Annotated in this window: 17 protein-coding genes and 1 pseudogene; 11 read left to right on the top strand and 7 right to left on the bottom strand. The window is 61.6% G+C overall.

What is annotated here, in order from left to right; translation table 11 throughout:
• Positions 1 to 100: 100 nt before the first annotated feature.
• The 4 genes and pseudogenes from AB0L97_RS36970 to AB0L97_RS36955 form a co-directional block, all read right to left on the bottom strand.
• A pseudogene (locus AB0L97_RS36970) lies at positions 101 to 715 on the bottom strand (IS3 family transposase); the annotation flags it as partial.
• A gap of 35 nt (positions 716 to 750) precedes the next feature.
• Positions 751 to 1119: a transposase gene (locus AB0L97_RS36965; protein WP_364439255.1), complete on the bottom strand. Its 369-nt coding sequence runs from the start codon at positions 1117 to 1119 to the stop codon at positions 751 to 753.
• Positions 1116 to 1688 carry a transposase gene (locus tag AB0L97_RS36960; RefSeq protein ID WP_364439267.1) on the bottom strand — a complete coding sequence of 191 codons (573 nt, stop codon included), beginning with the start codon at positions 1686 to 1688 and terminating at the stop codon, positions 1116 to 1118. Before AB0L97_RS36960 ends, AB0L97_RS36965 begins: the two co-directional genes overlap by 4 nt.
• 951 nt (positions 1689 to 2639) lie before the next feature.
• Complete coding sequence (locus AB0L97_RS36955; protein ID WP_364439264.1) at positions 2640 to 3164, bottom strand: TetR/AcrR family transcriptional regulator C-terminal ligand-binding domain-containing protein; 525 nt, start codon at positions 3162 to 3164, stop codon at positions 2640 to 2642.
• A gap of 417 nt (positions 3165 to 3581) precedes the next feature.
• On the opposite strand from AB0L97_RS36955, the gene AB0L97_RS36950 reads away from it, so the two are divergent.
• From AB0L97_RS36950 to AB0L97_RS36940, 3 genes are all read left to right on the top strand, one after another.
• A complete protein-coding gene (locus tag AB0L97_RS36950) occupies positions 3582 to 4094 on the top strand; it encodes a hypothetical protein (protein WP_364439261.1) in 513 nt (170 codons plus the stop codon).
• 444 nt (positions 4095 to 4538) lie between these two features.
• Positions 4539 to 5408: an SDR family oxidoreductase gene (locus AB0L97_RS36945; protein WP_364439252.1), complete on the top strand. Its 870-nt coding sequence runs from the start codon at positions 4539 to 4541 to the stop codon at positions 5406 to 5408.
• A 412-nt stretch (positions 5409 to 5820) separates the two neighbouring features.
• Positions 5821 to 6081, top strand: a complete 261-nt coding sequence (locus AB0L97_RS36940) for a hypothetical protein (RefSeq protein ID WP_364439249.1) — start codon at positions 5821 to 5823, stop codon at positions 6079 to 6081.
• Between the two features lie 573 nt (positions 6082 to 6654).
• Here AB0L97_RS36940 and AB0L97_RS36935 read toward each other — a convergent pair.
• Together AB0L97_RS36935 and AB0L97_RS36930 are read right to left on the bottom strand one after the other, a co-directional pair.
• Entirely contained in the window at positions 6655 to 6798 is a 144-nt protein-coding gene (locus AB0L97_RS36935) for an NAD(P)-binding domain-containing protein (RefSeq protein WP_364439246.1), read from the bottom strand.
• A gap of 820 nt (positions 6799 to 7618) precedes the next feature.
• On the bottom strand, positions 7619 to 8158 hold the full coding sequence (locus AB0L97_RS36930; protein ID WP_364439243.1) for a hypothetical protein: 540 nt from the start codon (positions 8156 to 8158) through the stop codon (positions 7619 to 7621).
• Positions 8159 to 8483: 325 nt separating this feature from the next.
• Between AB0L97_RS36930 and AB0L97_RS36925 the strand changes: the two genes are divergently transcribed.
• Positions 8484 to 8888: a transposase gene (locus AB0L97_RS36925; RefSeq protein WP_364439258.1), complete on the top strand. Its 405-nt coding sequence runs from the start codon at positions 8484 to 8486 to the stop codon at positions 8886 to 8888.
• 252 nt (positions 8889 to 9140) lie between these two features.
• Here the strand turns inward: AB0L97_RS36925 and AB0L97_RS36920 are convergent, their stop codons facing one another.
• The gene (locus AB0L97_RS36920; protein ID WP_364439240.1) at positions 9141 to 9779 is read right to left on the bottom strand and encodes a TetR/AcrR family transcriptional regulator; all 639 of its coding nucleotides are present in this window, start codon (positions 9777 to 9779) and stop codon (positions 9141 to 9143) included.
• Positions 9780 to 9893: 114 nt separating this feature from the next.
• Here AB0L97_RS36920 and AB0L97_RS36915 point away from each other — a divergent pair, with 114 nt between their 5' ends.
• From AB0L97_RS36915 to mmsB, 7 genes are all read left to right on the top strand, one after another.
• Complete coding sequence (locus AB0L97_RS36915; protein WP_364439237.1) at positions 9894 to 10883, top strand: pyridoxamine 5'-phosphate oxidase family protein; 990 nt, start codon at positions 9894 to 9896, stop codon at positions 10881 to 10883.
• Between the two features lie 9 nt (positions 10884 to 10892).
• Positions 10893 to 11768 (top strand): alpha/beta hydrolase, encoded by an 876-nt coding sequence (locus tag AB0L97_RS36910; RefSeq protein ID WP_364439234.1) that lies wholly within the window; start codon positions 10893 to 10895, stop codon positions 11766 to 11768.
• Between the two features lie 5 nt (positions 11769 to 11773).
• On the top strand, positions 11774 to 12967 hold the full coding sequence (locus AB0L97_RS36905) for an acyl-CoA dehydrogenase family protein (RefSeq protein ID WP_364439231.1): 1194 nt from the start codon (positions 11774 to 11776) through the stop codon (positions 12965 to 12967).
• 197 nt (positions 12968 to 13164) lie between these two features.
• Entirely contained in the window at positions 13165 to 13752 is a 588-nt protein-coding gene (gene hsaB / locus AB0L97_RS36900) for a 3-hydroxy-9,10-secoandrosta-1,3,5(10)-triene-9,17-dione monooxygenase reductase subunit (RefSeq protein WP_364439229.1), read from the top strand.
• Between the two features lie 169 nt (positions 13753 to 13921).
• Positions 13922 to 14770: an SDR family NAD(P)-dependent oxidoreductase gene (locus AB0L97_RS36895; RefSeq protein ID WP_364439226.1), complete on the top strand. Its 849-nt coding sequence runs from the start codon at positions 13922 to 13924 to the stop codon at positions 14768 to 14770.
• Between the two features lie 68 nt (positions 14771 to 14838).
• Entirely contained in the window at positions 14839 to 16359 is a 1521-nt protein-coding gene (locus AB0L97_RS36890) for a CoA-acylating methylmalonate-semialdehyde dehydrogenase (RefSeq protein ID WP_364439223.1), read from the top strand.
• Positions 16360 to 16504: 145 nt separating this feature from the next.
• On the top strand, positions 16505 to 17404 hold the full coding sequence (gene mmsB / locus AB0L97_RS36885; protein WP_364439220.1) for a 3-hydroxyisobutyrate dehydrogenase: 900 nt from the start codon (positions 16505 to 16507) through the stop codon (positions 17402 to 17404).
• Positions 17405 to 18017 lie beyond the last annotated feature (613 nt).

Genomic DNA, 18017 nt, shown 5'->3' with positions numbered 1-18017 from the left:
AAAAGCCTCGGCTGGAAGACGCCCGCTGAAGCCTTCACCGAGCAGCTACGATCGCTCCAACAAACCGGTGTTGCGACGACCGATTGAATACGGCCTGGCTGCCCGCGTCGGTATGAAATATCAGGCCGGGCTCGACCGGATGCCCGTAGTGGCCGCGCCGCCACACCGCCATGTTGAGAGCTTTGTCCACCAACGCTGTCGTCTTCGTGGCCGCGGCGGTCCAGCCCACGATCGCGCGAGAGTAAGCGTCGAACACGAACGCCACATACGCCCATCCGGTCCAGGTCGAGACGTAGGTGAAATCCGCGACCCACACCCGGTCCGGAGCGGGGGCGGTGAAGTCGCGGTTGAGCTTGTCGGTGGCGCGCACGCCGTCCTTGCCCGGGATCGTGGTGCGATGCTTGCGGCCTCGCACGACACCGTTGAGCCCGAGTTCGCCCATGATCCGGTCGACGGTGCAGAACGCCACGTCGTGACCTTGGCGGCGCAGGTAGCGGGTCATCTTGCGGCGGCCGTACATTTGCTCGGGCTTGCCCGCGAGGTCTCGTAACGCGTTCTCGAGGTAGGCGTCGGTGGCATCGCGGGCCGAGGGTGGTCGGTGGCGGGCTTTGCGGTAGGTCAGCGGCGCGATCTGGACTCCGTGCGCAGACAGCGCGCGGCAGATCGACTCGACGCCGTAGACCTGGCGGTACTCGTCGATGAACCCGACTATCACCGGTGTCGCGGGTCGAGTTCCCGGATGCTCCTATGTCAAGCCATCTGCAAAACAACCGTTTCCGTATTCGCGGGGCAGGTCTGTGCGGCGACTCGCTCGTCGGTGATCAGGGAACGGAAGACCACGTCGGACAGACGTCGGCGCAGCAATCGCACGGCCTCGACGCGGGTCTTGCCGCGGCCGACGAGCTTGTCGACGTAGTCCTTGCCGGGCCCGAGGCCGCGGGTCTGGGTGAGTGCGATCATGTGCAGGGCGCAGTTGATCCAGTGATTGCCGCCGCGGTTGAGGCGCACCTTGCCCGAGGTGGCGCCCGACTTCACCGGGATCGGCGCGGTCCCGGTGAACCGCGCATAAGCATCCTTGTTCCGGAACCGCCCGGCCCCAGCGGTTTCCCCGATGATCACCGCGGCCGACAGTACTCCGCAGCCGGGGATGGCGAGCAGGCTCGCGCTAGCGCCCGGACCCAGTCGCGCAGTTGGCCTTCCTGATCGTTGACTTGTCGGGTCAGCTCCCGGCAGCGTGCGGTCATCTGCCGTGCGAGCCGGGCGACCAGCCCGTCGAAGCCGGTCAGTCGTTGCGCGAGGTCGTGGGTTACGCAGTAGCGGCGCAGCCCGCGGGAGGGGATCTCCAGACCGGGGTCGAGTTCGTGCAGGTGCCAGCGCAGACGGTCGGTGCGCTCGGTGACCGGGATGTGGCGGTAGTCCGACAGCAGCTTCACCTCTCGTGCGGGCCCGTCCAAGCGCGCGGTCGGCAGATCCAGTTCGCGCAACGCGGCATGCGCGACGGCCAGGGCGTCGATCGGGTCGGACTTACCCTTCTGCCGGCTACCTTGGCGGGCGGCGGCCATCAGATGTGTCGGCACCGGGACGACCTCGAATCCCGCGGCCAGCAGATCGCGTTCGAACCGACGGGTGACATGGCGGCAGTCCTCCAGCGCGAACCTCACGCCGGACCCTTGTTTGGCCCACTCCACGGCCTTGAGATGTTCTTCACTGGTCGTTCCGATCGTCTTCACCGCCAGTCGGCGGCCACCATGGTATGGCTGCGCTTGTGAGCATCTACGCCGATCACGATCAGGCTCAACGGTTTTCGTCCTCTCCGCAGTTCATCCAGATCTGACGAGCCGAGTAAGGGCGGGTACGCGTCAATTGGGCAGTTCACGCGCTCATATCGAGCCACGAACCCCACTGGCCGGGCCCAGCGGGGCCGCACATCGTGACAAGCCACCAGCATTCGAACGCCCGGGGCAGCGAAAAACAAGCGAACCTCGCTGGGCCCCAACAGCAACGCGAAGAAAGTCGACGCCAGCTTCAGGATCTCGTTGGCCTGCTTGAGGTCGCGGACCTCTCGCCGCGGTTCGGTCAGTTCCTCGCGCTCGGGCGCGGACAGGCCCGCGCCGGCCGCTTCGCTCGGCCCTCGGCCAACGCCTTCTTGATCCAGATCCGCAGCGTCTCGAAATGGACATCTACCAACCGCGCGATTGCCTGCGCAGCGGCATACGGGGTGCCGTACTCATCGAGGCGCTCGAGAGCCAGACGCACAGCCTTCTCACGAACCTCGGGGGTAGCGCTTCGACATGATGGGAACCATCTTCCTCTAGGAGGAAGCGGTCCCCGACTCGTGACGGTTCAAATCCCACCACCTTCGCAGCCCCGACACGGCACCGCAGGCACCCAAAAGGCGCAGGCCGAGCGCACTGAGCCAAACGCCCGCTACACTGTCGCCCAAATCACCGAAACCTTCGGCGTCTCCCGCGAAACCATCTACCGTCACCGACCACCTGTAACAAGCAGCTACGGCATATCCGCCCGAAATGCGGCGCGTTCTACGGCTACCTGAAGCCCGTTGTCTTTCAAGTCCTCAGGGAAGGAAGGTACCCCGGGGTCATCCATGGTTCCGATCAGTGCTCTCCATGGGTCGTCGACTATGTCTGTGAAGAAGAGTGTGTTCCCGGCAGTAGGTTCTCAGAGAGCGCGATCGCGGCGGAGCGGTCGAGGGTTGCGTGTCGAACTGCAAGCCGATACCACACGAAGCCGAACGCTTGGTCGATGATTAAGGGGAGATCGATATCCTCGCCGAGTTCCCCTCGCTGTTGGCCTCTTTGTAGCAACGCTGCCAACGCTTGACGCCGCTCGTCAGTGTAGGTGTGAAGGATCTCGGCGGCTCCAGAATCGGTTTGTGCTTCGGCAAGCAGTGTTCGCAGAGCACGAGCGACCGGGCGGGAGTTGGCTGCTTTGAAGGTGGCTTGCAGGAACGCAGTCATGTCGCCGAGAACGCTTCCGGTATCCACGGTCGGTACGCGCGCGCGGGCTCGTTCACTCAAAGCCTCCGCGACCACGGAAGCCTTGTTCGGCCACCAGCGATAGATCGTCTGCTTGCTGACCCCGGCGGCTGTGGCAAGCGCCTCCATCGTGATGGCGGTGGTGTCCGAAGCCATTAGAAGATCCATCATTGCCTGCAACACTGCCTGGCGGGCTTCCTCGTTGCGGCGTCGGCCAGTATGGGGCCGACGGGAACCTCCGGCCGGTGTCTGCTGTACCAAATCCGCTGCCTCCGTCCCGTTTGAGGATACCGCCTGGCGCGGTCCTGCGAGGTGCCTGCGCCAGCCTCATCACCCCGCCTACCTGTTGGAGTCGGCGCAGCATGCAAACTCCTGAGGCTGGCGAATTCGAGCGGGTATCGCGCACTGTCATCCTCTAATTTATCAGAACGATGCGTCTTGACAACATGATTTGTCAAGACTTACCGTACCGGTATTCTGCGAGGAGGTGCGGGAGTGAGCGGCACGAACAATGCGGTTCAGCCAAGTGGCGGATGCGACTGGCCCGACTTGGTCGAGGAGGTCCTGAACGGCGACTTGGCCGTGATGCTTGCCGACGTCACGCCGGCCGAGGGGGTTGTGCTGAGTCCCCTCAAAAATTTCGGTCTGCAAGACCGTTCCCGGGCCGAGGCGTGCCTCCGAAGTGCTCGCGCTTTCGTCTTCGAGCAATGGGCCGACATCCAGGTCGAAGTCGAGGCCGGCAACGAGTTCGCCACACGTCAGCACACCCTTCTGCGACTGACCCTGCTGAATGCGACTAATGCAGCAGAACAATGGTCCTATCGGACAGGCGGCGGCACCGCTCTGCGCGAGGGCGCTCCGCAACGATCTCTCCGCGACATCCACGCCGCCACTCAGCACGTCCTGATCGGAGACGCCTTCTACAAAGACTTGCGGACGAGCTTTGCTCGGCGTGGCCGAGGGAAAGGCATGGAGTCTGATCGGCCTGGTCTGAAGCTCTGCTCGGTCGCCGGTCGGAAGACGAGCCGACGTCGTGATGAACCCCACCGAAGCGCATCCCTCCGATCGTGTTCCTTGACCAGATGCTCATCTGGTTGAGGAACACGACATGCGGTGTGAGGAATTTGCGCGACAATCTTCTTGTCTGGCATTGCCGGCCCTTCGATCTGGACTCTTAATGGTGCACAAAATAGTCGATAGCGCACTCGTTGTTGCAGATGCCCGTTGCGTGCGGCGGTGCGCGCTTTTCGGTCCTGTCAGGATGGTCGGCATGGGTGGTCACCAACCTTCCCCGCCACTCCCCTTTAGGGCGAGATCACTGCGGGATGGATAGCAGTGTAGCCATCCTCTGGCGTCGCAATGGCTAACTAGGTCTTGGCCGCAGCAAGCTAATGCTGGCTATTGGCCAGACGTTGATCATCTAAAGATCAATGCCGCATCCAATCCATCCGCCGAGCGCTTTGCCGGCGCTCGGCTTACCACAAAGCGTCGCCGTCAAGTCAACTCCTATCTGGGCAAGCCAGCGAAAGGACAGCCATTCCAATGACGAACATTCTCATCACCGGTTGCAGTAGCGGCTTCGGTCAGCGCAGTGCGCTCGAGCTCGCACGCCGCGGCCAGCGCGTATTCGCCACTATGCGTGATCTCACGGCGGCCGAGCCATTGACGCGAGCTGCCCAACAGGAAGATCTACCCCTGTCACTGCACCGCTTGGACGTCACCGATTCGGACTCCATCGAAAGTGCCTTGCAGGAAATCAACGCCGAAGGCGAAATCGATACTTTGGTCAACAATGCCGGTCAGAGAGGTCCCTTAGGGCCGCTGACGACGTTCTCCGACAACGACCTGACGCAGACCTTCGATGTGAACGTACTCGGTGTAGCTCGTATGGTTCGATATGTCGTCCCGTCGATGATCGCCCGCCGATCGGGGACGGTGGTGAACATCAGTTCCATGGCGGGGCTCGTCGGAGCGCCGTTCGAGTCGGCGTACAGCATTAGTAAGCACGGTGTAGAGGCACTTTCCGAAGCGCTGCGCTGGGAGCTGGCGGCACACGGGGTAAGGGTCGTGGTGATCGAACCGGGGGCATACGACACCAACTTCTTTGGTGCCGCGAGATATCCCGCCGCCTTCGCCGACGACCATCCCGAGCGCGAGACATTCGCCTGGATGACGGAGGCCATCGACCGCACGATGATCACTGGGCGCCTGCAGGACCCCAACGAGGTCGTAGAGGCAATTTGCGCGGCAGCTCTCGAATCGGACGACACCTTTCGGCGCGTCGTTGGTAAGGATGCGCAGGCGATCACGGTACTCAAACGCAAGCTGCCCTTCGAACAGTATGAACAAGAAATCCGCCGCATATTCGGTCTGGATCACGGCTCCGGGCCAGCGTCCGCTGACAGCGAATGAGAGACAGGCGTATCCGGTACTAACGCTGATCTGGCCGAGCTCGACCGTGACAGTCTGGAAGCATTCGCCTGTGGCGCGAAACACGGATGGCCCGACCGCTTCGCTGCTCGGGTGCTGGGCGCGCTGGCGGTCGAGCAGTTGCTCGCCCGCGAGTATCTGGTGCGCGCCAAGGCCACCACCATCGCGATGACCGCTAACCAGCTGATGGTCCTGGGCCAAGACCGTAAAGACTGGGCACGGCGCATGAGCGGGTTGCTGCTCGGCGATGTCCGCTATCGTCGTGACAAACAGCCCAGGGATCCCGATCCCGGAAAAGCCGTCCCGGGCGGTGAAATCTACCTGAGCTTCCCAAACTCGGGCATGTCCTCGCCGCCCGGATCGCAGACGAAATCGGGGCCACAACCAGCAATACATGACCGCGAACGCGCTGCAATGCTACGTAGGCACCGCACCGGTCACCCGCAGATCCGGACGCAGCGAATTCGTCGTCAACCGCAGACTCGCGCACAACGCTACCTCGGCGCTGCGGTCCATCGATGGGCGTTCTGCAGCCTGTGCACCTCCAAATGGGCACTCGAGTTATACGACTCCAAGATCGCCAAAGGCAAATTCCACCACCGTGCCCTGCGCGCGCTGGCCAACCGGTGGCTCGACTTCCTGTGGCACTGCCTGACCCGCGGCATCGCCTACAACGAAGAAACCCACGTCAGCAACCGCCAACGCGCACTCGCCGCCTGAGATCGACAGAAGGTGTCTCATCGCAGCACCTCAAGCCGGTCCGGCTCGTCACGACCGCGCGTAGGGCGGTGAAGGGAGATGCAGTCGAGGTGCGCGACGTCGGCATTCATGTGTTCGGTGACAGGCGATGGGTTGTGCACGCGATTTTCAGCGGGCTACCTGCGGTGTCGCCGGCACGGAGCGCCAGCGTGAGGTCCTTGACCAAGAGGGATGCGATAAATCCGGGTGCGAAGTCTCGGCCGCTGGGCGTGCTGTTCACAACGTCGGCGACCGGGTGCCAGATGCGCGCAGCCCCGTTATCGCTGCACGAGCGGGTGAGTCCAGCCCCAGTTGCTCGGCCAACACGACCCCTTCACATGTGGCGGCGAGACAAATCCCGAAGCTAATGTTGCTGACGATCTTCGCGGCTTGTCCGAGTTTGGCACCGCCTAGATGGACGACATAGCTGCCAAAATCCTCGAGGATGGCCGAGCTGATTCGAATGACTCGTCACCGCCCACCATGATCGTCAGCGTCCCGCCATAGCGCCGTTGACTCCTCCGGAAACCGGCGCATCGAGAAAACGAACCGAGCGATATTCGGCAACCGTGTGGAGTCCGCGGGCCTGGTCCACATCGATAGTCCGAGCAATCGATGACAACAGCTTCCGCATCGGCGAGATCGAAGACGCCGTCCCCTGCCTGGGGCAGGGCTTCGGCCACGGAGTCGGCGTTCGGCAGCATAGTGAATACGAAATTCGGAATCCGGGACGGCGGTGGCGATGTCGTCACGACGACCCGGCCGAGCTTGCCGGAGAGCAGGGCGCGCCTGATCGTCCCTGAGCCAGGGTCGAGGCAGTTATTCGGCCGCCATTTGCCCCCTGAGCACGTTTCGACTCGGGTCGAGCCAACCGGCGACAGCGTTCCAATCCTCCGATGTCATTCGAATGCCACGTTGCTCCGATGTGAAACAGAAACAGCACTCATGACTATGTCGAGGACGATCCGTTTTCGAGTACAACTCGGTTCCGCATATCAAGCAATGTACTTCAATCATGGAACAAAATATTCCCAAATACTTAATCGTTAGACGATGGACGAAACTCCGCTTCCAGCGGAGGGGCTTGCATGCAGACAGAGCAGGCCATATGTCGCATTCGACGGCATTGAACTGAATGACCTCGAGTTCACTGCCGACCCGAGGATCACGCCATTGTGAACTACCGTGGCGTCATTGCCAGGGAGTGAGGATGCCGAGCATCCGCACCTCGGGGCGGCCTGAACCGGAGTAGGATATCGTTGAAACAGGCTCAGATAAATGCATCCAATGGATCCGGCTTCGCCTGCCTGCTCATTCAACTGGGACTTCTGATCGGCCCGAAAGTCGTCGTCCAAGCCTGTATCAATTTGGGTTTTCCATACGTGCCTCTCATATTCGTTGCCGAGATGGTCGGTGGGCTCTTTGCGTTACTGGCGGTAGTCTTGATCGCGCCTTCAACATCCGATTCGACCTCTTCGAATTCCACTCGCCCCCAACGGTAGTTGAAGATGCCTTTCCCGTAACTCGTTAACCATTTCGGTATAGCCTTCGCGAGCCTCGCCCAGATGGAACCAAGCCTGGCATCGCAGTTCGGTATCTACTGAATGCAGTACTGTCCACCAAGCCTCGGCGTAGGTTTTTGTGATGTGACTGATGACCTCGCCCAGTGAATGTGTATGCTTCCGTGCGCCTTTCGCGCGAGGCACATGGACCGCCGCCCATGCATCGATCTCACCTATGACTCGATCGATCCTGGCGCGAACTTGCTCACTATCGAAGTCGCGTAGCCGCGGCACCCGGTCGAGTTCGAACCGCATCAATTCGGCATGCAAATCGCCAAGTTCCCGTGCCCATCCAGACAATGGTAAGACGCCGGAGAAGCGCCCGGAGATCGCCTGAAACAGCTGTGCTGGATCCAACAGCGGCACATCGCCCATCGAAGAGGGATGGTCGCCTTGTCGCTCCTCTGGTGACGCATCCCCGTTCAGATACATGGTTCACCACCTCACTTCGACGCATCTTCGGGCGAACTCTGTGAAACGTCCGCATCACCTTCGGGTCAATTCGAGTTGTCAATACCGTACGTCTCGACAAGACGTTTGTCAATACGGTCGGTTCCGGTAAATTTTCCGGTGATCCATCCCTTCTCGACGAGCCTCACTCCTTGGGTGCCGACCGGATCGGAGGGGCCATGATGTCGCAACCGGTCGATATCAACGCTCGAGGACGGTTGACACTCTCCGTCGAAGATTCTGCGGGCTGCTGCTGGATAACGTTGTGCCGCAGGATATTTCGGTGTGGCGAGGAAGTCTGGATGATGTGTTGGCTCGCGTTGGTGGGGTTGTTCGGGCGGGCGGAGCCGCAGGGTGGGCGAGGGCGTATGTGGCAGGGTTGCTGGCGCTGGCGGAGTGGAAGAACTCACGACAGCTGGCCGAGGTCGGCGGGGGCGGTGAGTGCCCCGACGGGTGCCGGCATCTGCTGAACCGGGCGCGCGAGGTGCGCGATCAGGTCCGCGCGTATGTGGTCGAGGCATTGGCTTCACCGGACGGGGTGCTGGTGGTCGATGAGACGGGTTTCGTGAAGAAGGGACTGTGCTCGGTCGGGGTGCAGCGGCAGTGCTCAGGCACCGCGGGCAGTATTCAGATATCGCAACCGACGGTGTCTGCGACACGGGTCAGCTGCACGACACCAACTACCGGCACAACTGGACTAGCGACCAATTAGCTTCGACCAAAGCGGTATGGGACATGCTGGCCCTACATGATCCCCAGTTCCTCAACCCGCAGGAGTATTCCGTCACTGACGCCATCAATCGGTAGGGTCTGCCGACGGCCCTTCCGCCGCCGGTATTCGACTTGCGTCCCGAGTATTATCGCGACTGGCGAGCCCGCGTACCGCCAGTTTTGTTGCCTATGCCACGCATGAGCATCGGGGCGTGCCTTCCGGACTGGGTCGTGCCCCTAGGCTGATCGAATCTCATTCACGCAGATTATTCAGTATTGGCCGGAGCAGATAGGTGGCCTCTTCCGCGGCGGCTGTCTCGTCGAGGGGGGCGTGCCCGACCAGCAGTCGATACCAGATGAAACCGAACGCATGGTCGACCACAAGGGGGAGGTTGGCATCGGTTGTGAGTTCGCCGCGCCGTTGTCCGTGCTCGAGTATCGCGAGCACTACTGATCGACGTTGAGCGGTGTAGGTACGAAGAACCTCGGCGGCATGAGGATCGTGCTGAGCCGCGGCCATCAGTGTTCTGAGTGCGCGCGACACCGGCGTCGAGTTCGCCGCTCGGAACGAGGCCGCCAAGAAGGCCGTGAGGTCTCCTAGTGTGGTACCTGTATCAGTTTCCGGTATCCGGTCGCGGGCGTCGTTTGTCAACGCATCGGCTAGGACCGCAGCTTTGGATGGCCACCATCGGTAGATGGTTTGAACACCGACACCTGCTTCTTTCGCCAGCGCATCCATTGTGATGGTGGAAGAGTGGGGTGCTGTCAGCAATGCGATGGCCGAGTGCAGAATCGCCTGCCGCGCCTCCTCGTTGCGGCGCCGTCCGGTGTGGCGGCGTCGCATAGTCGAGGCTGGCGCGTTGTCGGTGCCGCCTGATGTCTCATTCGTCACCAAGTCAGCGTAGCGCGCGAGTGAACACCACTTTGTCGAGACTGTGGGTCTTGACAATCAACCTTGTCGAGAATTATCCTCTTGGCAACATCACAGCGATCGGAGGCTCTCTCAATGAGTGGTTCGGACGGTTCCAGCGAGCGGCAAACAGGCGTTGTCAGCTGGACAGACGAGGTCGAAACCGTCCTGAGTGGAGACTTGGTGGTCATGTTCGCAAGCGTCACGCCGGCGGGTGGGGTAGTGATGACGCCACTGACGAACTTTGCTCTGCAAGACCGTGCGGATGGCACAGTGACTCTTCTGAGTTCGTTGGCGGCCTGGCGCAAGCTCGCGCGGATACGACGCAATCCTCGGGTCGCGCTCGCCTTCCACACCCGACGTCACGGTTACGCCCACGAACCGCACTACGTGCTGATGCAAGGAACCGCCTCGTTTTCGACCAACGTGGACCGAGCGTGGTTGGAATCGATCGACGCGAACTGGGAACGATTCATGGGACCGCGAGATCGCGGCCTATGGGGTTGGTGGATGAAGGCTTACCAGTGGGAGCGCATCGGCATTCGCGTGGCGGTGGAACGGGTCTCGACATGGTCGGATCTGTCGTGCCGAACGGAGAGGGTGGTGCATGGAGTACCCACACCGGTTGGTCTGCTGGCATCGCAAAAACCGCCGGGCAAGGGCACCAGTCCCAGGGTTGATATCGCCCAGGTGGTGAGGCGAGTCTCGAAGCTACCTGACGCGCTGCTCGGCTGGGTCGACGGGGACGGCTTCCCGATGGTGGTGCCCGTCGGTGGAGTTCGGCAAACCGAGCACGGAATTGCGCTCGATATTCCCCAAGGGCTCGTTCCGGGTGGTGGCCGACGTGCGGGTTTGACAGCGCACTGGTTCAGTAAGGCCGCGCTCGGCCAAGAGCAGCGCCTCTACACCGGCTGGCTCGAAGCGGAGGCCGGGGCCGATGAGGTGTCGTACGCACCCCACACACAGGCGGGATATCGGCTACCGCCGTCGAAACTGCTGTATCGGGTGGTGATCGGCGGCATTACCCGCTACGGACTGCGGCAAGCTCGCCGATCAGGCTTCGTCTCCGACATAGCCAGCACATGATGTGCCGTCTTGATCAGCACCAAGTTATCCACTGCAATGAGGCAAAGGACACGAATGACAAGCAACTACAGGGCAGCCACGGCCATCCTCAACGAGACCGAGCTGCACTACGAGACGCGCGGAGACGGTCCACCTATCCTGTTCATCTCCGGCGCATTCGGTGACGCCGGTGGATGGGAAGCGGTGAGCGAGTCGCTTTCCGAAACCAACACCGTGATCACCTACGACCGACGCGGAAACTCCCGCAGCCCTGCGCCAGATGGCTGGACGGCGACGTCGCTGCACCAACAGGCGGGTGACGCGGCAGCTCTGCTGGAGTTCCTGGACGTAGGACCGGCTGCGGTATGGGCAAATAGCCTAGGCGGAGCGATCGGGTTGAACCTGGCGTTACAGCGGCCGGACCTCGTCCGCCTGGCTGTGTTGCACGAGCCGTTCCTGGCATTCCTGCTCGAGGACCCCACTGTCGCGACCGGTCCGATGCTCGAAGCCATTGCCCCGTTCCTCGCCGCCGGTGACTATCGAGGCGGGGCGGAAGCGATGCTTCGTCTCGTCGCGGGCAGTGACGTCTACGACGCGATCGCACCCGCACTGCGAGATCGGATGCTGGGTAATGCCGCAACCCTCTTCAATACCGAGTTCCCCGGTCTGTCCGAGCTCACCGCCGAAACTTTCCAGCCGCAGGTCCCGCTGACTATCGCAATCGGAGCCGAATCCCCGTCGTACCTGACCGCTGGAGCGCACCGACTTGCCGATTTGCTGCACATCGAGGTACATCGGCTTGCCGGAGCGCACGTTCCGCACGTCACCCACCCGGACATTGTGGTGGCCCTGTGTCGTCAACTTCTCGCCGGCGCGGTGCTGCCCGGGCCGACCAGCGGACGGTGATTGCGATGTCGACTGTACGAGTGGGCGCGCTGCCGACTTCGGCCGCCGAACTACTAGGCCGCGCGGAGTCGCTGACCGAGTTGTTGCGAGCCGAGGCACCCGCCAACGACAGCCTGGGACATTTGAATGACAACACTGTCGACGCCCTGCGTTCGGCAGGCCTTCTGAACTTCTGCGCACCCGAAGAACACGGCGGTTGCGGAATACCCCCGCTCGAAGCTCTTCGGATACTCGAAACAATCGCGATCGCCGATGGCTCGGCGGGCTGGGTCGCCATGGTGACAAACAGTCTGGCCATGATGCTGTCTTATCTCGATCCGGCAGTGGCTGCCCGATTGTGTGAACAGGGAACACCCATGATCGCGGGTCAGGGAGCGCCTACCGGGCGGGCCACGCCGGCTGAGGGAGGCTTCCGAATCAGCGGACGCTGGTCCTATGCCAGTGGGTTCCATGTCGCCGACTTGATTCTGGGCACCTGCCTCATCACGAGACCAGACGGCAGCCCTCAGCTCGACGCCAACGGCGCACCCCAGGTTCGGGTCTTCCTCGTGCCCAGGACCCATGTGCAGGCTGCGGGCAACTGGAATGTGCTCGGACTGCGCGCAACCGGCAGCGTCGACTACACCATCGAATCCGTCATTGTCCCGGGCGACAATGGCATCGACCTGACCGGCGCGCCCACGCACGGTGGACCCTTTGCGATGATCGGCTTCCCGGCCTGGGCTCTCTTGGGTCATACCGCTGCGGCTCTCGGCGTTGCGCGGCACGCGCTCGACGAAGCCGTCGTCATCGCGAGTTCGGCTAAAGGGCCGTTCGCGCCACCTGCATACAACGAACGTGTACAGGCCGCGTACGCGAAAATCGAAGCGGCACTGCGCAGTGCACGTGCTTTCGTCTACGAGCAATGGTCGGACCTGGAAGCCTCGATCCTAGCCGGTGAACCATTCTCGACCCGCCACCAGACGATGCTGCATTTGGCGCTGCTGCATGCCACGACCATCGCGGAACAGGTCGCCACGTGGTCTTACCGAGTCGGCGGCGGAACAGCGCTGCGTGACAGTGCATTGCAGCGATGTCTGCGCGATGTACATGCCGTAACCCAACATGTCCTGGTTGGCGACTCATTCTACAAGGACTGCGGGCAAGAGCTTCTCGGCGCCGCAGAGGGAAAGACGTGGGGCTTACTCGGACTTTCATGAAGGCCGCCGCTACGGCGGCCGCCTTAGGGTCATGAACGATCAAAGGAATTGAGAAATATGACGACGAAAGCACGGATCAGCGACTGCGGCAATGGCGCTGCACAGCGCGCCTCTTTGGCTCCTCGCTCGACGAGGTCATCTCGTCTCCTCAAATGCCGACATTGCCGCGGACTTCGATGTAGACCTTCTGGGAAGGCATGCATGCCGCGGGCCGGGCTAGTTCGTACGTGAGTCACAATGAACACCTAACCGTATCTCCCACTGACAGCCGCATAGACCCCGCCCGATTTCGGGAGACACTGGGACATTTCTGCACGGGAGTTACCGTTGTCACGGCCATTCACAATGGGAAAGCCTATGGATTCACCTGCCAATCATTTGCGTCCGTTTCGCTGGAGCCGCCCTTGATATTGTTTTGCCCACGCAGATCCTCGCGCAGTTGGTTGCACATCGAGCAGGCCGGATCGTTCTGCGTGAACGTACTTTCACGCGAACAGGAGAAACTGAGCGCACACTTCGGAACTGCGGGAGATCGCGGATTCGAATCCGTCGCATGGCGGCCCGCACCCACCGGATCGCCAGCCCTCGATCACGCCTTGACCTGGATCGACTGTACGATCGAGACCATCCATAATGCAGGAGACCACCACATCGTCGTTGGGCGAGTCTTCGCTGTCCGCGAGCCTGCAATACCACAGGAACGACCTTTGCTGTTCTATCGCGGTACCTATTCGACCACACAATCACAACCTGTGTCGGCAACTACTCAGCGTCTTCCCGAATAACCTTCTGGTGTTCTAGCTGATAGTTGCATACCAGACTGACTTCGTTGCCCGCCACTATTTTGACAGACGGAGCTGGCGATGCCGCTCCAGCCGGGCCGACCCGAAATTAATGCAACACGGCCGCGGTAGTGGAATATTGCCGTGAATATTGAATTTAAGGAGCCGGTAAGTGTCGACCGAAATGAAAAACGTTCTTGTGACGGGCGCGTCGGGCGGGATAGGAACCGCCATCGTCACGCGGTTGGCAGAGCTAGGCTTTACTGTGTACGCCGGCGTGCGTAACCCGGACGGCCGGTTGAGCGGCCGTCACGGAATCCAGCAGATCGAACTCGACATATGCGATCCGGAGTCGATCGCAGCGGCCCGTGACGAGATCAGCGCCCGCATCAACGGCGGCCCACTCTATGGTCTGGTCAACAACGCTGGTATCAGCGTCAACGGCCCGCTGGAACTGGTGCCGATTGCCGCGCTGCGCCACCAAATGGAGGTCAACGTCATCGGGCACGTCGCCGTGACCCAGGCCATGCTTCCCATGTTGCGGCCGGCGAACGGCCGGATCGTGAACATCGGTGGTGCCGCAGGCCGAATGACGCTACCGATGTATGGAGCGATGTCTGCGTCGAAAGCCGCCTTGGATTCGATCAGCTCCGCACTTCGAATGGAGCTCAAATATCAAGGTGTGTCGGTCAGTTATATCGAGCCTGGGGCCATCGCGACTGGGTTCTTCGCAACTGCCGAGAAGAACTCGGCGTACGCGGGTAGCCCAGAAGCGAAGGCTATCTACACTCGAGCCATCGCGGCGACAGGCGAGGCTTTGGCAAAGGGAAAGGCCGATCCGCCTGCGGCCGTGGTGCGTGCTGTGATCAAAGCGCTGGTCTCGCGCAAGCCTGCCGCCCGGTACGTTGTGGGCGCTCAGGCGAAGGGCGCATTGCTGTTTTTCCGCTACGTGTCGGACGCCACGAAAGACCGCATCGTGATGTCCACTCTCGGCTTGGGACGCAAGCAGTTTGCGCCCTAGCGGGATGTGCGCCCCTCGGCCTCCGCGACCTTCCGCAGCATCTGAAACCTTCTACCTGGATAGCACTCATGATTTCGCAGATTCAACATTTCATCAATGGACAGCGTACTGCCGGGCAATCGACCCGAACCGTCGACGTCGTCAACCCCAACACCGGCGAGACGCAAGCGCAGGTGGCGATGGGCTCGCCTGCCGACGTCGACGTCGCCGTCGCAGGTGCCGTCGAGGCGCAGAAGGAATGGGCTGCCTGGAACCCTCAGCGTCGAGCCCGGGTGATGATGAGGTTCATCGATCTGGTCAATCAAAACCGCGACGAGTTGGCGCGAATGCTGTCGATGGAGCACGGTAAGACAATGGAGGACTCGTTCGGTGACATTCAGCGCGGTGTCGAGGTGATCGAATTCTGCGTCGGCATCCCGCACCTGCTCAAGGGTGAGTACACCGAGAATGCGGGCAGCGGAATCGACGTCTACTCGTTGCGCCAGCCACTGGGGGTCGTCGCGGGCATCACCCCGTTCAACTTCCCTGCGATGATCCCGCTGTGGCAGGCAGGACCTGCAATCGCGTGCGGAAACGCTTTTGTACTCAAGCCTTCCGAACGCGACCCTTCGGTGCCGTTGCGGCTCGGCGAACTCTTCGAACAGGCTGGCCTCCCGCCGGGCGTCTTGCAGGTGGTGCAGGGCGACAAGGAAGCCGTGGACGCCATTCTGGAACATCCCGAGATCAAAGCGATTGGCTTCGTCGGCAGCTCGGGCATCGCGCAGTACATTTACTCGAGTGCCGCGGCCAACGGAAAGCGCGCGCAATGTTTCGGCGGAGCCAAGAACCATATGATCGTCATGCCCGATGCCGACCTCGACCAGGCTGTCGACGCGTTGATCGGCGCCAGCTACGGCAGCGCGGGGGAGCGGTGCATGGCAGTCAGCGTCGCGGTGCCGGTCGGTGATCAGACTGCAGATCGGCTGCGCGCCAGGCTGGTTGAGCGGACAAGGGACTTGCGAGTCGGCCACAGCCTTGACCCCAAGACGACGTACGGCCCGTTGGTGACCAGCGCTGCGCTGGAGCGGGTGCGCGATTACATCGCCGCAGGCGTGGCCGTCGGTGCCGACCTCGTCGTCGACGGTCGCGTACGGGGTGCGGACGACTTCCAATTCGGCGACGATAAGTTGGAGCACGGTTACTTCATCGGCCCGACGCTGTTCGACCATGTCACATCAGACATGTCCATCTACACCGACGAGATCTTCGGGCCGGTTCTGTGCATGGTGCGAGCCAAGGACTATGAAGAGGCCTTGCGGCTTCCGTCGGAGCACGAGTACGGCAACGGCGTCGCGGTGTTCACCCGCGACGGCGACACGGCGCGTGATTTTGTATCCAGGGTCCAAGTCGGCATGGTCGGTGTGAACGTGCCCATCCCGGTGCCGGTGGCGTATCACACCTTCGGCGGCTGGAAGCGCTCAGGCTTCGGCGACCTCAACCAGCACGGTCCGGCGTCGATCCAGTTCTACACCAAGGTCAAGACCGTGACATCGCGGTGGCCGTCCGGAATCAAGGATGGTGCTGAATTCGTGATTCCGACTATGGATTAAACCCGCGCATCAACCTAGGTGCAAAGCCAGTTATGGTAAGTGCGCCGCACGCGTTCACGCGCTCAACCATCGGACCTGTCAGTAAATAATTGCCGCACGCTCCGTGTTTATCTCGATCGCAGGCGGTATCTGAAAGAGATTGATCATGAGTAAGGATGCAGAGCCCACGATCGCGTTCCTCGGGCTCGGAAACATGGGTGGACCGATGTCGGCGCGCTTGGTCTCGTCCGGCTACAACGTGCGCGGTTTCGACCCTGCGACAGTTGCATCGGCCTGCGCAGCGAAAAGGGGCGTACTGATCTCCGACGCTGCGCGAGCCGCAGTGGAGCACAGCGATGTGGTGATAACGATGCTGCCCAACGGGGAAGCGGTCAAACGCTGCTATCGTGACATACTGCCCGTGGCTTCGCCGGAGACGCTCTTTATTGACAGCTCAACCATATCTGTCGACGATGCCATATTCGTTCATGAAGTTGCGAATAAACACGGCTTCGACCATCTCGACGCACCGGTGTCGGGTGGGGTAGCTGGCGCGGTGGCGGGAACGTTGACATTCATGGTTGGCGGCTCTGCATCGGTGTTGGCAGGGGCACTGCCGATGCTGGAATGCATGGCAGGCAAAGTAATTCACTGTGGGGCCTCGGGTTGCGGGCAGGCTGCCAAGATCTGCAACAATATGGTGCTTGCGGTGCAGCAAATCGCCGTAGCCGAAGCCTTCCTGCTCGCCGAGCGGCTCGGCTTATCGGCACAGACATTCTTCGACGTGATAACCCGCTCGACCGGAAATTGTTGGGCTGCGAACACAAATTGCCCCGTTCCGGGGCCCGTACCGGAATCGCCGTCCAATCATGACTTCGCTCCCGGGTTTTCGACTGTGCTGATGAATAAAGACCTCGGACTGGCGCTGGAGGCTATATCCGCGACGGGCTCGCCGGCGCCGATAGGTACTCAGGCCGCCACAATCTTCGGCAAGATGGCTCACACACATGGCGACAAAGACTTCAGTGCGGTGATCGAGCTGCTCGGTACTGCGCCGTACGTGTGAGGTCGCATCCACCCTTCGACCAGCCCTGCCGGGCCGAGCACGACTAGGCAACCCGAACTGTGCGAGGCGATCACGATCGGCGGCCCACGCGAGGTCTGCGCCGAGACCTGCACCCACCAAATCGCCGACCGGCTCACCCAACTGAACATCGCCCGCCACGAGAACTTCCGGTCCACCGGCACCCACTCAGGCCCTACTGGGCTGACGAACCACCTCGATCGTGGACGCCGCACTGGGCATTCCGGACGAACATCGAAGAGGAACACCGTCGGCGATCCCAAAGGCCGCGTGAGTTGCATCGAATGACAGACACCGAAATCCGCCGCTCCACCAAATTCGACGTGGCTTGGGCCGACCTCGAGCGTGGGCTGACGTGTGCGGTGCTCACTAGCGGCAAGCCGATTCTATATTCCTGGTCGGTTGGATCGGGTTGCTCTACGCGATCACTTCGTAGACGCCGAAGGTGGCCGAAAGGGACTTGGCTTTCTGTGGGGAAGTCATCGAAGAAGAAGGAGTTGCGATGTTGAGCACTATGCAGGACGAGCCGTTGTCGTTGGCGACGTTGCTGCGCTACGCATCGACGTTCGCTGGGGATTCGACTGTGTCGACGTGG

Origin of the sequence: Nocardia sp. NPDC051911, from assembly GCF_040681035.1 — a bacterium.
Lineage (GTDB): Bacteria > Actinomycetota > Actinomycetes > Mycobacteriales > Mycobacteriaceae > Nocardia > Nocardia sichangensis.
This window is presented reverse-complemented; position numbering and strand designations above follow the sequence as displayed.

Coding starts and splice junctions, on each gene's coding strand:
- AB0L97_RS36950 (WP_364439261.1), top strand. CDS start 3,582: ATGCTTGCCGACGTCACGCCGGCCGAGGGGGTTGTGCTGAGTCCCCTC.
- AB0L97_RS36935 (WP_364439246.1), bottom strand. CDS start 6,798: ATGCGGAAGCTGTTGTCATCGATTGCTCGGACTATCGATGTGGACCAG.
- AB0L97_RS36905 (WP_364439231.1), top strand. CDS start 11,774: ATGTCGACTGTACGAGTGGGCGCGCTGCCGACTTCGGCCGCCGAACTA.
- mmsB (WP_364439220.1), top strand. CDS start 16,505: ATGAGTAAGGATGCAGAGCCCACGATCGCGTTCCTCGGGCTCGGAAAC.
- AB0L97_RS36930 (WP_364439243.1), bottom strand. CDS start 8,158: ATGTATCTGAACGGGGATGCGTCACCAGAGGAGCGACAAGGCGACCAT.
- AB0L97_RS36940 (WP_364439249.1), top strand. CDS start 5,821: ATGACCGCGAACGCGCTGCAATGCTACGTAGGCACCGCACCGGTCACC.
- AB0L97_RS36945 (WP_364439252.1), top strand. CDS start 4,539: ATGACGAACATTCTCATCACCGGTTGCAGTAGCGGCTTCGGTCAGCGC.
- AB0L97_RS36955 (WP_364439264.1), bottom strand. CDS start 3,164: ATGGATCTTCTAATGGCTTCGGACACCACCGCCATCACGATGGAGGCG.
- AB0L97_RS36915 (WP_364439237.1), top strand. CDS start 9,894: ATGAGTGGTTCGGACGGTTCCAGCGAGCGGCAAACAGGCGTTGTCAGC.
- hsaB (WP_364439229.1), top strand. CDS start 13,165: ATGCATGCCGCGGGCCGGGCTAGTTCGTACGTGAGTCACAATGAACAC.
- AB0L97_RS36890 (WP_364439223.1), top strand. CDS start 14,839: ATGATTTCGCAGATTCAACATTTCATCAATGGACAGCGTACTGCCGGG.